The sequence below is a fragment of the Streptomyces sp. NPDC052114 genome (assembly GCF_040680155.1).
GTDB lineage: Bacteria > Actinomycetota > Actinomycetes > Streptomycetales > Streptomycetaceae > Streptomyces.
Genome location: NZ_JBFAWC010000012.1, coordinates 189,231 through 202,099 on the forward strand (window position 1 = coordinate 189,231; position 12,869 = coordinate 202,099).

12 protein-coding genes are annotated in these 12,869 nt (G+C 70.9%); 11 read left to right on the forward strand and 1 reads right to left on the reverse strand.

The features are described 5' to 3' along the window. The first annotated feature begins 110 nt into the window (after nucleotides 1-110). From AB0L89_RS26635 to nusB, 5 genes are all read left to right on the forward strand, one after another. Nucleotides 111-1,004 (forward strand): Pro-rich N-terminal domain-containing protein, encoded by an 894-nt coding sequence (locus AB0L89_RS26635; protein ID WP_365145701.1) that lies wholly within the window; start codon nucleotides 111-113, stop codon nucleotides 1,002-1,004. A gap of 133 nt (nucleotides 1,005-1,137) precedes the next feature. Beyond that, a complete protein-coding gene (locus tag AB0L89_RS26640; RefSeq protein WP_365145704.1) occupies nucleotides 1,138-1,593 on the forward strand; it encodes an excalibur calcium-binding domain-containing protein in 456 nt (151 codons plus the stop codon). An 80-nt stretch (nucleotides 1,594-1,673) separates the two neighbouring features. Beyond that, the gene (locus tag AB0L89_RS26645; RefSeq protein ID WP_365145707.1) at nucleotides 1,674-2,780 is read left to right on the forward strand and encodes an aminopeptidase P family protein; all 1,107 of its coding nucleotides are present in this window, start codon (nucleotides 1,674-1,676) and stop codon (nucleotides 2,778-2,780) included. Nucleotides 2,781-2,841: 61 nt separating this feature from the next. Further along, nucleotides 2,842-3,408: an elongation factor P gene (gene efp, locus AB0L89_RS26650; protein WP_365145710.1), complete on the forward strand. Its 567-nt coding sequence runs from the start codon at nucleotides 2,842-2,844 to the stop codon at nucleotides 3,406-3,408. A 2-nt stretch (nucleotides 3,409-3,410) separates the two neighbouring features. After that, a complete protein-coding gene (gene nusB / locus AB0L89_RS26655; protein ID WP_223773532.1) occupies nucleotides 3,411-3,845 on the forward strand; it encodes a transcription antitermination factor NusB in 435 nt (144 codons plus the stop codon). 345 nt (nucleotides 3,846-4,190) lie between these two features. Here the strand turns inward: nusB and bldD are convergent, their stop codons facing one another. Then, a complete protein-coding gene (gene bldD / locus AB0L89_RS26660; protein ID WP_055698930.1) occupies nucleotides 4,191-4,691 on the reverse strand; it encodes a transcriptional regulator BldD in 501 nt (166 codons plus the stop codon). Nucleotides 4,692-4,915: 224 nt separating this feature from the next. On the opposite strand from bldD, the gene pyrR reads away from it, so the two are divergent. From pyrR to carB, 6 genes are all read left to right on the forward strand, one after another. After that, complete coding sequence (gene pyrR, locus AB0L89_RS26665; RefSeq protein ID WP_365145714.1) at nucleotides 4,916-5,479, forward strand: bifunctional pyr operon transcriptional regulator/uracil phosphoribosyltransferase PyrR; 564 nt, start codon at nucleotides 4,916-4,918, stop codon at nucleotides 5,477-5,479. Nucleotides 5,480-5,564: 85 nt separating this feature from the next. Further along, nucleotides 5,565-6,542 (forward strand): aspartate carbamoyltransferase catalytic subunit, encoded by a 978-nt coding sequence (locus tag AB0L89_RS26670; RefSeq protein WP_365145717.1) that lies wholly within the window; start codon nucleotides 5,565-5,567, stop codon nucleotides 6,540-6,542. Nucleotides 6,543-6,546: 4 nt separating this feature from the next. Beyond that, nucleotides 6,547-7,833 carry a dihydroorotase gene (locus AB0L89_RS26675; protein WP_365145720.1) on the forward strand — a complete coding sequence of 429 codons (1,287 nt, stop codon included), beginning with the start codon at nucleotides 6,547-6,549 and terminating at the stop codon, nucleotides 7,831-7,833. After that, nucleotides 7,830-8,402, forward strand: a complete 573-nt coding sequence (locus AB0L89_RS26680; protein ID WP_365145723.1) for a hypothetical protein — start codon at nucleotides 7,830-7,832, stop codon at nucleotides 8,400-8,402. Before AB0L89_RS26675 ends, AB0L89_RS26680 begins: the two co-directional genes overlap by 4 nt. Further along, on the forward strand, nucleotides 8,399-9,541 hold the full coding sequence (carA, locus tag AB0L89_RS26685; RefSeq protein ID WP_365145726.1) for a glutamine-hydrolyzing carbamoyl-phosphate synthase small subunit: 1,143 nt from the start codon (nucleotides 8,399-8,401) through the stop codon (nucleotides 9,539-9,541). Before AB0L89_RS26680 ends, carA begins: the two co-directional genes overlap by 4 nt. Beyond that, nucleotides 9,534-12,842: a carbamoyl-phosphate synthase large subunit gene (gene carB, locus AB0L89_RS26690; protein ID WP_365145729.1), complete on the forward strand. Its 3,309-nt coding sequence runs from the start codon at nucleotides 9,534-9,536 to the stop codon at nucleotides 12,840-12,842. The genes carA and carB overlap by 8 nt, the downstream gene beginning before the upstream one ends. The last annotated feature ends 27 nt before the right edge of the window (nucleotides 12,843-12,869 follow it).

Genomic DNA, 12,869 nt, shown 5'->3' on the forward strand with positions numbered 1-12,869 from the left:
TGGCCTCCCCGGCCGTTCACACAACGGCGGCCGGGGACGGTACCGTTCGGTAACGGGCGGCTCGGGCGCCGCCCGACCAGCGTCAGTCGTACGAGACGGAGTGGCACCGGATGCAGCACGCAGTGGGATCTCCGCTGCCGCCGCCCCACCAGCCGGGGCACGGACCGGCCACCGGCTGGCCGCAGGCCGCACACCACCCGAGCGCCCCGGGACCGGGCGCCGTACCGCAGGGCGCGCCGCCGCCTCCCGCGCCGGGCTTCGTGGGCTCCGCGCCGCAGGCTCCGGGCCAGGCGCCGCCCGCCCCCGGGCAGACGCCCGCCACCCTTCAGCTCGGCCGCGGCCCCGTGCCGCCGAACCCGGACACCACGGGCCACGTCCAGTTGCCGCCGGGCGGCCCCGTCGCGATGCCGAGCCCGCCGCAGGGCACGGCACAGGCCGACACCGGCGCCACGACGCTCGCCGTGCTCCTGATCGGTCCCGCGGGCGCGGGCAAGACCAGCGTCGCCAAGTACTGGGCCGAGCACCGCCGGGTGCCGACGGCCCACATCAGCCTCGACGACGTGCGCGAGTGGGTGCGCTCGGGCTTCGCCGACCCGCAGTCGGGGTGGAACGACCACTCCGAGGCGCAGTATCGCCTGGCCCGCCGCACCTGCGGCTTCGCCGCGCGGAACTTCCTGGCCAACGGCATCTCCTGCATCCTCGACGACGCGGTCTTCCCCGACCGTCCCGTCGTCGGCCTCGGCGGCTGGAAGCGCCACGTGGGCCCCGGCCTGCTGCCGGTCGTCCTCCTCCCGGGCCTGGAGATCGTCCTGGAGCGCAACGCCGAGCGCAGCGGCAACCGGCGCCTCACGGACGAAGAAGTCGCCCGCATCCACGGCCGGATGGCGGGCTGGTACGGCTCGGGCCTGCCCATCATCGACAACTCCCAGCTGGACGTCCCCGCCACGGCCCAGATCCTGGACGACGTCCTCGCCCGAGCGATCGCGAGCCCGCCGAAGTGGTAGCGGTTCCCCATGGGTGGGACGGGAGCGGGCCGCGCCGTTCACGCGCCGGGGACCACAAGTGCCCCGAGGGGCTTCACGAGTTCTGAGTCCGGCACTACGGTCATGCCACCGACATGAGCTCCAGGGGCATGACATGAGCAATCCGTACGGCACACCACCAGCTGTCACCCGCCCTGCCCCGAAGTGGGCCCGCAAGAGGTACGTGCTTCCCGTCATGGCCTGCGCCCTGTTCCTGGGCGTCGGGCTGGGAGCCGCAGGGGGCGGTGGCCCGGCCGACGAAGCGAAGGCCACGGCGACCGTCACGGCGACAGCGACCGCCACCGCGACACGGACCGCCGAACCCGAACCGGCTGCCACGGTCACGGTGCGGGTGACGAAGACCGTCAAGTCGACCGTCACGGCCACGGCGCCCCCGGCGGACGAGGGTTCGGGCGACAGCGGATCGGACGGCTCCGGTGGTGGCGGATCCGTGTACTACGAGAACTGTTCCGAGGCCCGTGCCGCCGGCGCCGCTCCGGTGCACCGTGGCGACCCGGGGTACGGGAGGCACCTCGACCGCGACGGTGACGGGGTCGGCTGCGACACCTGACGCGGTAGCACTGACGTGCGTGACGCCCGGTCGGACGCGCTGATCGGGCCGGGTGGGGGCGGGGCTCTTAGGCTCGTGGCATGTCAGAGGTGTACGCGGTCCGCAGGGAGCGGGTGAGGGAGCGGTGTGCCGGTGGTGGGGGAGCGGCGGCGCTGGTCTCCCGGCCCGCCAACGTCCGCTATCTCGCGGGTGCGGCGCCCCACGGCGCCGTGCTCCTGGTCGGCGGGGACGAGGACGTCCTGCTGTGCGGGCGCCCGCCCGGTGAGCAGCCGGGGGACGGGCGGCCCGACGAGGCGCTGAGGGTGCAGCTGCTGCCCGTGCCCGGCGCCGACCCGGCCGTGGCGGGCGCGGGCCTCGCGGCCGCGCAGGGCGCCGACGCGCTGGCCGTCGAGGAGCACCATCTGACCGTGGCCCGGCACCGGGCGCTCGGTTCGGTCGCGCCCGGGCTGCGGCTGACGGACCTCGGCACGGCCGTCGAGCAGCTGCGGTTCGTCAAGGACGAGGAGGAGATCTCCTGCCTGCGGATCGGCGCCGAGATCGTCGACCAGGCCCTGGGCGAGCTGCTCGAATCGATCCTCGTGGGGCGCACCGAGCGGCATCTCGCCCTCGAACTGGAGCGACGCCTCGTCGACCACGGGGCGGACGGCCCAGCCTTCGCCACCTCGGTCGGCACCGGGCCCAACTCCGGCAAGGGCGGGCACCGTCCCTCGGACCGCCGGGTGGAGGAGGGCGACTTCCTCTCCGTCTGTCTGGGCGCGAGCTACCGCGGCTACCGCTGCGAGATCGGGCGTACGTTCGTCATCGGTACGACCCCCGCGGACTGGCAGATCGAGCTGTACGACCTCGTCTTCGCCGCCCAGCGGGCCGGCCGCGAGGCCCTCGTACCCGGTGCGGCCTGCCGCGACGTGGATCACGCGGCACGCCACGTACTCGACTCCGCGGGCTATGCGGATGGGCTCCCTCCGCTGACCGGACACGGCGTCGGCCTCGAAATCGACGAGGACCCGCAGTTGGCGCCCGCGGCCATGGGTAAACTGGACGCTTGCGTGCCGGTCACCGTCGAACCGGGGGTTCACCTCCCGGGCAGGGGCGGCGTCCGGATCGATGACACGCTCGTCGTGCGCCCCGAGGCGGACGGCGGACCCGAGCTACTCACCATTACGACCAAGGAGCTGCTCGCGCTGTAGCGGCATCCGCCGCGGCGCCTGCCCCCGCGTCGTCCACGTCAGTCCAGGAGATTCCGCAACCGTGGCTTCCACGAACGACCTCAAGAACGGCCTGGTGCTCAAGCTCGAAGGCGGCCAGCTCTGGTCCGTCGTCGAGTTCCAGCACGTCAAGCCCGGCAAGGGCCCGGCCTTCGTGCGCACCAAGCTCAAGAACGTGCTCTCCGGCAAGGTCGTCGACAAGACGTTCAACGCCGGCGTCAAGGTCGAAACGGCCACGATCGACAAGCGCGACATGCAGTTCTCCTACATGGACGGCGAGTACTTCGTCTTCATGGACATGGAGACGTATGACCAGCTCCACGTCGACAAGAAGGCCGTCGGCGACGCCGCCAACTTCCTGATCGAGGGCTTCACCGCCTCCGTCGCGCAGCACGAGGGCTCGGTCCTCTACGTCGAGCTGCCCGCCGCCGTCGAGCTCGTCATCCAGGAGACCGAGCCGGGCGTCCAGGGCGACCGCTCCACCGGTGGCACCAAGCCCGCCACGCTGGAGACCGGCCACCAGATCCAGGTCCCGCTCTTCATCACCACGGGCGAGAAGATCAAGGTCGACACCCGTGACAGCGGCTACCTCGGCCGGGTGAACAGCTAACCGTGGCTGCTCGTAACACGGCCCGCAAGCGTGCCTTCCAGATCCTCTTCGAGGCCGACCAGCGCGGCACCGACGTCCTGACGGTCCTCGCGGACTGGGTGCGCCACTCGCGGTCCGACACCCGGCAGCCGCCGGTGAGCGAGTACACGATGGAGCTCGTCGAGGGCTATGCCCAGCACGAGCGCCGCATCGACGAGCTCATCTCGCAGTACGCCGTCGGGTGGACCCTGGACCGCATGCCGGTGGTCGACCGGAACATCCTGCGGCTGGGTGCCTATGAGCTCGTCTGGGTGGACGGTACGCCGGACGCCGTGGTGCTCGACGAGGCGGTCCAGCTCGCCAAGGAGTTCTCCACGGACGAGTCGCCGTCGTTCGTCAACGGCCTGCTCGGGCGCTTCAAGGACCTGAAGCCGTCCCTGCGCCGGGACGAGGCGTAGGCCTTCCCGTACGACACCCGGAGGGCCCGCAGCGCATCGCTGCGGGCCCTCCGGGTTTTCTCGGCATTGGCCATGGATTCCCGACGGTCCCGGAGGCGAGGGGAAGCTCTGGGGAAGGCCCGGGGAAGGCTTGGGGAAGGCTCGGGGAAGCTCTGGGCAAGACCTGGGGAAGGCCGGGGGAAGGTCCTGGGAAGGTCCGAGGAAGACCTCGGGAAGTCCCCGTCTTTCGGGGAGAGCGCGCCGAGAGAAATGGGCGGGAAATAGCAGAAAGCCGCCGGGGTGGCCGCGGCCTTTCGGCTGCGGCCACCCCGGCGGCACGTTTCTGCTGACGTCTTGCGGGGGTGCTCAGACCTCTTCGTGGGCGACGGCGCGGCGCGCGTCCGCGTCCAGGACGCCCCAGCTGATCAGCTGCTCGGTGAGCACCGAGGGGGACTGGTCGTAGATGACGGCGAGGGTGCGCAGGTCGTCCTGGCGGATCGAGAGCACCTTGCCGTTGTAGTCACCGCGCTGCGACTGGATCGTGGCGGCATAGCGCTGAAGAGGGCCCGCCTTCTCGGCCGGCACGTGGGCCAGCCGCTCCAGGTCGAGGACGAGCTTCGGCGGCGGCTCGGCGGCGCCGCCGGGGGCCGTGCCAGGAAGGAGCTCCTGCACCGGGACGCCGTAGAAGTCCGCCAGCTCGGCGAGGCGCTGCACGGTCACGGCACGGTCGCCGCGCTCGTACGACCCCACGACGACCGCCTTCCAGCGTCCCTGGGACTTCTCCTCGACGCCGTGGAGGGAAAGGCCCTGCTGGGTACGGATCGCGCGGAGCTTGGCCCCGAGCTGCTTGGCGTATTCGCTGGACATATAGCTCCCCGGACGCTGCGACAATCATGCGGCTCCGCCGCGTGGCTGGTAACTCACTGTGAGGTTACGCAGCGTTACTTGCCTCCGTCAAGCCGAATGGTCCGTACCGCCCCTTCGGTGGAGGGTGATGACGTGCTCCGTCATCAGTGCTGGTAGTGTGGATGGCGCAATTTCGACGTCCTTTAAAGTCCGTCCCGTGAGGCGGAGAAGGAGGTCCGTTTCTCATGGACACGAATGACCCCGGTGTCGCGCGGCCCGTACTCGAAGGCCCGGACATCGCGCGGGTGTTGACCCGCATCGCCCACGAGATCGTCGAGCGCGCCAAGGGCGCCGACGACGTGGTCCTGCTCGGCATTCCCACCCGCGGCGTCTTCCTCGGCCGCCGGCTCGCCGAGAAGCTCGAAGAGATCACCGGTCGCAAGATCCCGGTCGGCTCCCTCGACATCACCATGTACCGCGACGACCTGCGCATGCACCCGCCGCGTGCGCTGGCCCGCACCGAGATTCCCGGTGACGGCATCGACGGCCGCCTGGTCGTCCTCGTCGACGACGTGCTCTTCTCCGGCCGCACCATCCGTGCCGCCCTCGACGCGCTGAACGACATCGGCAGGCCGCGCGCGGTCCAGCTCGCCGTGCTCGTCGACCGCGGCCACCGCGAACTGCCCATCCGCGCCGACTACGTCGGCAAGAACCTCCCCACGTCGCTGCGGGAGACGGTCAAGGTGCAGCTCGCCGAGGAGGACGGCCGCGACGCCGTGCTGCTCGGCGCCAAGCCCGACTCCGCATAGGACCGGCTTCCTCCTCACGGGCCCGGGGCACACCCCTGCGCGCCCGCGTGCCCGCAAGACCTCCATCACACCGGAGTACACCCAGATGATGCGACACCTCATCTCGGCCGCCGACCTCTCCCGCGACGACGCCGTCCTGATCCTCGACACGGCCGAGGAGATGGCGCGGGTCGCCGACCGGCCGATCAAGAAGCTGCCCGCGCTGCGCGGGCGCACCGTGGTCAACCTCTTCTTCGAGGACTCGACCCGCACCCGGATCTCCTTCGAGGCCGCCGAGAAGCGCCTCTCCGCCGACGTCATCAACTTCGCGGCCAAGGGGTCCTCGGTCTCCAAGGGCGAGTCCCTCAAGGACACCGCCCAGACCCTGGAGGCGATGGGCGTCGACGCCGTCGTCATCCGCCACGGTGCCTCCGGCGCGCCCTACCGCCTGGCGACCTCCGGCTGGATCGACGCCGCCGTGATCAACGCCGGCGACGGCACCCACCAGCACCCCACCCAGGCCCTGCTCGACGCCTTCACCATGCGGCGCCGCCTCGTCGGCCCCGACGAGGGCCTCGGCCAGGACCTGGCGGGCAAGCACATCACCCTGGTCGGCGACGTCCTGCACAGCCGCGTGGCCCGCTCCAACGTGGACCTGCTGCACACCCTCGGCGCCGAGGTCACCCTCGTCGCCCCGCCCACCCTGGTACCGGTCGGCGTCGAGAGCTGGCCCTGCGAGGTCTCGTACGACCTGGACCGGGTGCTGCCGAAGTCCGACGCCGTGATGATGCTGCGGGTGCAGCGCGAGCGCATGAACGCCGCGTTCTTCCCCACCGAGCGCGAGTACTCGCGGCGCTACGGCCTGGACGGCGAGCGCATGGCGAAGATGCCCGAGCACGCCATCGTGATGCACCCCGGCCCGATGGTCCGCGGCATGGAGATCACCGCCGAGGTCGCCGACTCCGACCGCTGCACGGTCGTCGAGCAGGTCGCCAACGGCGTCTCCATCCGCATGGCCGTCCTCTATCTGCTGCTGGGCGGCAACGAGCCCGCCACGACCCACCCCCGTACCGAGGAGAAGTAAGACGATGAGCAAGATCCTGATCCGTGGTGCGAAGGTGCTCGGCGGCGAGGCGCAGGACGTCCTGATCGACGGCGAGACCATCGAGGCCGTGGGCGCCGGGCTCTCCGCCGAGGGCGCAGAGGTCGTCGAGGCCGAGGGCAAGGTCCTCCTGCCGGGCCTGGTCGACCTGCACACCCACCTGCGCGAGCCGGGCCGCGAGGACTCCGAGACCGTCCTGACCGGCACGCGCGCCGCCGCCTCCGGCGGTTACACCGCCGTGTTCGCCATGGCCAACACCTTCCCCGTCGCCGACACCGCCGGCGTCGTCGAGCAGGTCTACCGCCTCGGCAAGGAGTCCGGCTACTGCGACGTGCAGCCCATCGGCGCCGTCACCGTGGGCCTGGAGGGCAAGAAGCTCGCCGAGCTGGGCGCCATGCACGAGTCCGCCGCCGGGGTCACCGTCTTCTCCGACGACGGCAAGTGCGTCGACGACGCCGTGATCATGCGCCGCGCCCTGGAGTACGTGAAGGCCTTCGGCGGCGTCGTCGCGCAGCACGCGCAGGAGCCGCGGCTCACCGAGGGCGCCCAGATGAACGAGGGCGTCGTCTCGGCGGAGCTCGGCCTCGGCGGCTGGCCCGCCGTCGCCGAGGAGTCGATCATCGCGCGAGACGTGCTCCTCGCCGAGCACGTCGGCTCGCGGGTGCACATCTGCCACCTGTCGACCGCCGGGTCCGTGGAGATCGTGCGCTGGGCCAAGTCCCGCGGCATCGACGTCACCGCCGAGGTCACCCCGCACCACCTGCTCCTCACCGACGAGATGGTGCGTACGTACAACCCGGTCTACAAGGTCAACCCGCCGCTGCGCACCGAGCGCGACGTCATGGCGCTGCGCGAGGCCCTCGCCGACGGCACGATCGACATCGTCGCCACCGACCACGCCCCGCACCCGCACGAGGACAAGGACTGCGAGTGGGCCGCGGCCGCCATGGGCATGGTCGGCCTGGAGACCGCGCTCTCGGTCGTCCAGCGGACGATGGTCGAGACGGGCCTGCTGACCTGGGAGGCCGTCGCCGACCGGATGTCGTTCAAGCCCGCGGCCATCGGCGGGGCCACCGGACATGGACGTCCCGTCTCGGCAGGTGAGCCCGCCAACCTGGTTCTCGTCGATGCCGATTACCGTGGAGCAGTGGACCCCGCGGGCTTCGCCTCGCGCAGCCGCAACACTCCCTACGAGGGCCGTGAGCTGCCGGGCCGCGTCACGCACACGTGGCTCCGGGGTCGGGCCACGCTCGTCGACGGGAAGCTCGCGTGACATCTCTTCTTCAACTGGCCGCCGAGAAGGAATCGGCGGACGTGACCGACTGGGCCGCACGGATCGGCTGGGTCGTCGGACTGCTCCTCTTCATCGCGCTCGTCTACTGGCTGATGCGCGAGGGCTGGAAGTGGCGCGGCACGCTCCAGGGCGACCTGCCGCCGCTCCCCGCCGCGCCGGATGACCCGGGCCCGGCGAAACTTGAGCTGAGCGGCCGCTACCACGGCTCCACGACGGCCGGGCAGTGGCTCGACCGCATCGTGGCGCACGGCCTCGGCACCCGCAGCCGTGTCGAGCTGACGCTCACCGACGCGGGCCTGGACGTCGTACGCCCCGGGGCCACCGACTTCTTCGTCCCGGCCGACCGGCTGCGCGAGGCCCGCCTCGACAAGGGCATCGCCGGCAAGGTCCTCGCGGAGGGCGGTCTGCTGATCGTCACCTGGGAGCACGGCGAGAAGCTGATCGACTCCGGATTCCGCTCGGACCACGCGGCCGAGCAGGCGGAGTGGGTCGAGGCAGTCAACAACATGATCAACACCACCAGCACGACGGAAGGCACCGCACGATGACGACCTCCACCAGGGGAGCCAGCAAGGCTCCCGCCGTACTCGTCCTGGAGGACGGCCGCATCTTCCGCGGCCGCGCCTACGGGGCCGTGGGGGAGACCTTCGGCGAAGCGGTGTTCTCCACCGGCATGACCGGCTACCAGGAGACCCTCACCGACCCCTCGTACGACCGCCAGATCGTGGTCGCCACCGCCCCGCAGATCGGCAACACGGGCTGGAACGACGAGGACGACGAGTCGAGCCGCATCTGGGTCTCCGGGTACGTGGTCCGCGACCCCGCCCGCATCCCCTCGAACTGGCGCGCAAAGCGCTCGCTCGACGACGAGCTCGTCGAGCAGGGCATCGTCGGCATCTCCGGCATCGACACCCGCGCCCTCACCCGCCACCTGCGCGAGCGCGGCTCCATGCGCTCCGGCATCTTCTCCGGCGACGCCCTCGCCAAGGACGCCGAGCTGGTCGCCCGCGTCCAGGCACAGCCCCAGATGAAGGGCGCGAGCCTGTACGAGGAGGTCGCCACCAAGGAGGCCTACGTCGTCCCGGCGATCGGCGAGAAGAAGTTCACCGTCGCCGCGATCGACCTCGGCATCAAGGGCATGACCCCGCACCGCATGGCCGAACGCGGCATCGAGGTGCACGTGCTGCCCGCCACCGCCACCGAGGAGGACGTGTACGCGGTCGCCCCCGACGGCGTGTTCTTCTCCAACGGCCCGGGCGACCCGGCCACCGCCGAGGGCCCGGTCGCGCTCATGACCGCCGTCCTCGCCCGCAGGACCCCGCTCTTCGGTATCTGCTTCGGCAACCAGATCCTCGGCCGCGCCCTGGGCTTCGGCACGTACAAGCTGAAGTACGGCCACCGCGGCATCAACCAGCCGGTGCAGGACCGCACCACCGGCAAGGTCGAGGTCACCGCGCACAACCACGGCTTCGCGGTGGACGCGCCCCTCGACAAGGTCAGCGAGACGCCCTTCGGCCGCGCCGAGGTCTCGCACGTCTGCCTCAACGACGACGTCGTCGAGGGCCTCCAGCTGCTCGACCAGCCGGCCTTCTCCGTGCAGTACCACCCGGAGGCCGCCGCGGGCCCGCACGACGCCGCCTACCTCTTCGACCGCTTCGTAACCCTGATGGAGGGCCAGCGTGCCTAAGCGCACCGATATCCAGTCCGTCCTGGTCATCGGGTCCGGCCCGATCGTCATCGGTCAGGCAGCCGAGTTCGACTACTCCGGCACCCAGGCGTGCCGCATCCTCAAGTCCGAGGGTCTGCGCGTCATCCTCGTCAACTCCAACCCGGCGACGATCATGACCGACCCGGAGATCGCCGACGCCACGTACGTCGAGCCGATCACCCCGGAGTTCGTCGAGAAGATCATCGCCAAGGAGCGCCCCGACGCGCTCCTGCCCACGCTGGGCGGCCAGACGGCCCTCAACACGGCGATCTCCATGCACGAGCAGGGCGTCCTGGAGAAGTACGGCGTCGAGCTCATCGGCGCCAACGTCGAGGCGATCAACAAGGGCGAGGACCGCGACCTCTTCAAGGGCGTCGTCGAGGAGGTCCGCAAGAAGATCGGCCACGGCGAGTCCGCCCGCTCCTACATCTGCCACTCCATGGACGACGTCCTCAAGGGCGTCGAGGAGCTCGGCGGCTACCCCGTCGTCGTCCGCCCCTCCTTCACCATGGGCGGCGCCGGCTCCGGCTTCGCGCACGACGAGGAGGAGCTGCGCCGCATCGCGGGCCAGGGTCTCACGCTCTCGCCGACCACCGAGGTGCTCCTTGAGGAGTCCATCCTCGGCTGGAAGGAGTACGAGCTGGAGCTGATGCGCGACAAGAACGACAACGTCGTGGTCGTCTGCTCCATCGAGAACTTCGACCCGATGGGCGTGCACACCGGCGACTCGATCACCGTCGCGCCCTCGATGACGCTGACCGACCGCGAGTACCAGATCCTGCGGGACGTCGGCATCGCGATCATCCGCGAGGTCGGCGTCGACACCGGCGGCTGCAACATCCAGTTCGCGGTGAACCCCGAGGACGGCCGGGTCATCGTCATCGAGATGAACCCGCGCGTCTCGCGGTCCTCCGCGCTCGCCTCCAAGGCCACGGGCTTCCCGATCGCGAAGATCGCCGCGAAGCTGGCCGTCGGCTACACGCTCGACGAGATCCCCAACGACATCACCGAGCAGACCCCGGCGTCCTTCGAGCCGACCCTCGACTACGTCGTCGTCAAGGCCCCGCGCTTCGCCTTCGAGAAGTTCCCGTCGGCGGACTCGACCCTGACGACCACCATGAAGTCGGTCGGCGAGGCCATGGCGATCGGCCGCAACTTCACCGAGGCGCTCCAGAAGGCGCTGCGCTCGCTGGAGAAGAAGGGCTCGCAGTTCACGTTCGTGGGCGAGCCCGGCGACAAGGCCGAGCTCCTGGAGGCCGCCGTCCGCCCGACCGACGGCCGCGTCAACACCGTCATGCAGGCCATCCGCGCCGGCGCCACCGCGGCCGAGGTCTTCGACGCCACGAAGATCGACCCGTGGTTCGTCGACCAGCTCTTCCTGATCAAGGAGGTCGCGGACGAGCTGGCCGCCGCCGAGCGCCTGGACGCCGACCTGCTCGCCGACGCCAAGCGCCACGGCTTCTCCGACGTCCAGATCGCCGAGATCCGCGGCCTGCGCGAGGACGTCGTCCGCGAGGTCCGGCACGCCCTCGGCGTCCGCCCGGTCTACAAGACGGTCGACACCTGCGCCGCCGAGTTCGCCGCGAAGACGCCGTACTTCTACTCCGCGTACGACGAGGAGAGCGAGGTCGCGCGCCGCGAGAAGCCCGCGGTGATCATCCTGGGCTCCGGCCCGAACCGCATCGGCCAGGGCATCGAGTTCGACTACTCCTGCGTCCACGCCTCCTTCGCGCTGAGCGACGCGGGCTACGAGACCGTGATGGTCAACTGCAACCCGGAGACGGTCTCCACGGACTACGACACCTCCGACCGCCTCTACTTCGAGCCGCTGACCCTCGAGGACGTCCTGGAGATCGTCCACGCGGAGACGCTGGCGGGCCCCGTCGCGGGCGTCGTCGTGCAGCTCGGCGGCCAGACCCCGCTGGGTCTCTCGCAGGCGCTCAAGGACAACGGCGTGCCGATCGTGGGCACCTCGCCCGAGGCCATCCACGCCGCCGAGGATCGCGGCGCGTTCGGCCGCGTGCTCGCGGAGGCCGGGCTTCCGGCGCCGAAGCACGGCACCGCGACGACGTTCACCGAGGCGAAGGCCATCGCCGACGAGATCGGCTACCCCGTGCTCGTGCGCCCGTCGTACGTGCTCGGCGGCCGCGGCATGGAGATCGTGTACGACGAGACCCGGCTCGCCGCGTACATCGAGGAGTCGACCGAGATCAGCCCCTCGCGGCCGGTCCTCGTCGACCGCTTCCTCGACGACGCCATCGAGATCGACGTCGACGCCCTCTACGACGGCGAGGAGCTCTACCTCGGCGGCGTCATGGAGCACATCGAGGAGGCCGGCATCCACTCCGGCGACTCGGCGTGCGCCCTGCCCCCGATCACCCTCGGCGGCTTCGACATAAAGCGCCTGCGCGCCTCCACGGAGGGCATCGCCAAGGGCGTCGGCGTCCGCGGCCTGATCAACATCCAGTTCGCGATGGCCGGGGACATCCTCTACGTCCTGGAGGCCAACCCGCGCGCCTCGCGCACCGTCCCCTTCACCTCGAAGGCGACCGCGGTGCCGCTGGCCAAGGCCGCCGCGCGCATCTCGCTCGGCGCGACCATCGCCGAGCTGCGCGCCGAGGGCATGCTCCCGGCGACCGGCGACGGCGGCACGCTGCCGATGGACGCCCCGATCTCGGTCAAGGAGGCCGTCATGCCGTGGTCGCGCTTCCGCGACATCCACGGCCGCGGCGTCGACACCGTGCTCGGCCCGGAGATGCGCTCCACCGGTGAAGTCATGGGCATCGACTCGGTGTTCGGGACGGCGTACGCCAAGTCGCAGGCGGGCGCGTACGGTCCGCTGCCGACCAAGGGCCGCGCCTTCATCTCCGTCGCCAACCGCGACAAGCGCTCGATGATCTTCCCGGCGCGCGAACTGGTCGCGCACGGCTTCGAGTTGTTCGCCACGTCCGGCACGGCCGAGGTGCTCAAGCGCAACGGCATCAACGCCACCGTGGTGCGCAAGCAGTCCGAGGGCGAGGGCCCGAACGGCGAGAAGACCATCGTCCAGCTCATCCACGACGGCGGCGTCGACCTCATCGTCAACACCCCCTACGGCACCGGCGGCCGCCTCGACGGCTACGAGATCCGTACGGCGGCCGTGGCGCGCTCCGTGCCGTGCCTGACGACCGTCCAGGCGCTCGCCGCGGCGGTCCAGGGCATCGACGCGCTGGGCCGGGGGGACGTCGGCGTCCGTTCGCTCCAGGAACACGCGGAACGCCTGACCGAGGCCCGCGACTAGCAGCCCACAAGGGGGACACCGAGCACA

Coding starts and splice junctions, on each gene's coding strand:
- pyrR (WP_365145714.1), top strand. CDS start 4,916: ATGGACACGAATGACCCCGGTGTCGCGCGGCCCGTACTCGAAGGCCCG.
- AB0L89_RS26640 (WP_365145704.1), top strand. CDS start 1,138: ATGAGCAATCCGTACGGCACACCACCAGCTGTCACCCGCCCTGCCCCG.
- AB0L89_RS26670 (WP_365145717.1), top strand. CDS start 5,565: ATGATGCGACACCTCATCTCGGCCGCCGACCTCTCCCGCGACGACGCC.
- AB0L89_RS26645 (WP_365145707.1), top strand. CDS start 1,674: ATGTCAGAGGTGTACGCGGTCCGCAGGGAGCGGGTGAGGGAGCGGTGT.
- AB0L89_RS26635 (WP_365145701.1), top strand. CDS start 111: ATGCAGCACGCAGTGGGATCTCCGCTGCCGCCGCCCCACCAGCCGGGG.
- carA (WP_365145726.1), top strand. CDS start 8,399: ATGACGACCTCCACCAGGGGAGCCAGCAAGGCTCCCGCCGTACTCGTC.
- AB0L89_RS26675 (WP_365145720.1), top strand. CDS start 6,547: ATGAGCAAGATCCTGATCCGTGGTGCGAAGGTGCTCGGCGGCGAGGCG.
- bldD (WP_055698930.1), bottom strand. CDS start 4,691: ATGTCCAGCGAATACGCCAAGCAGCTCGGGGCCAAGCTCCGCGCGATC.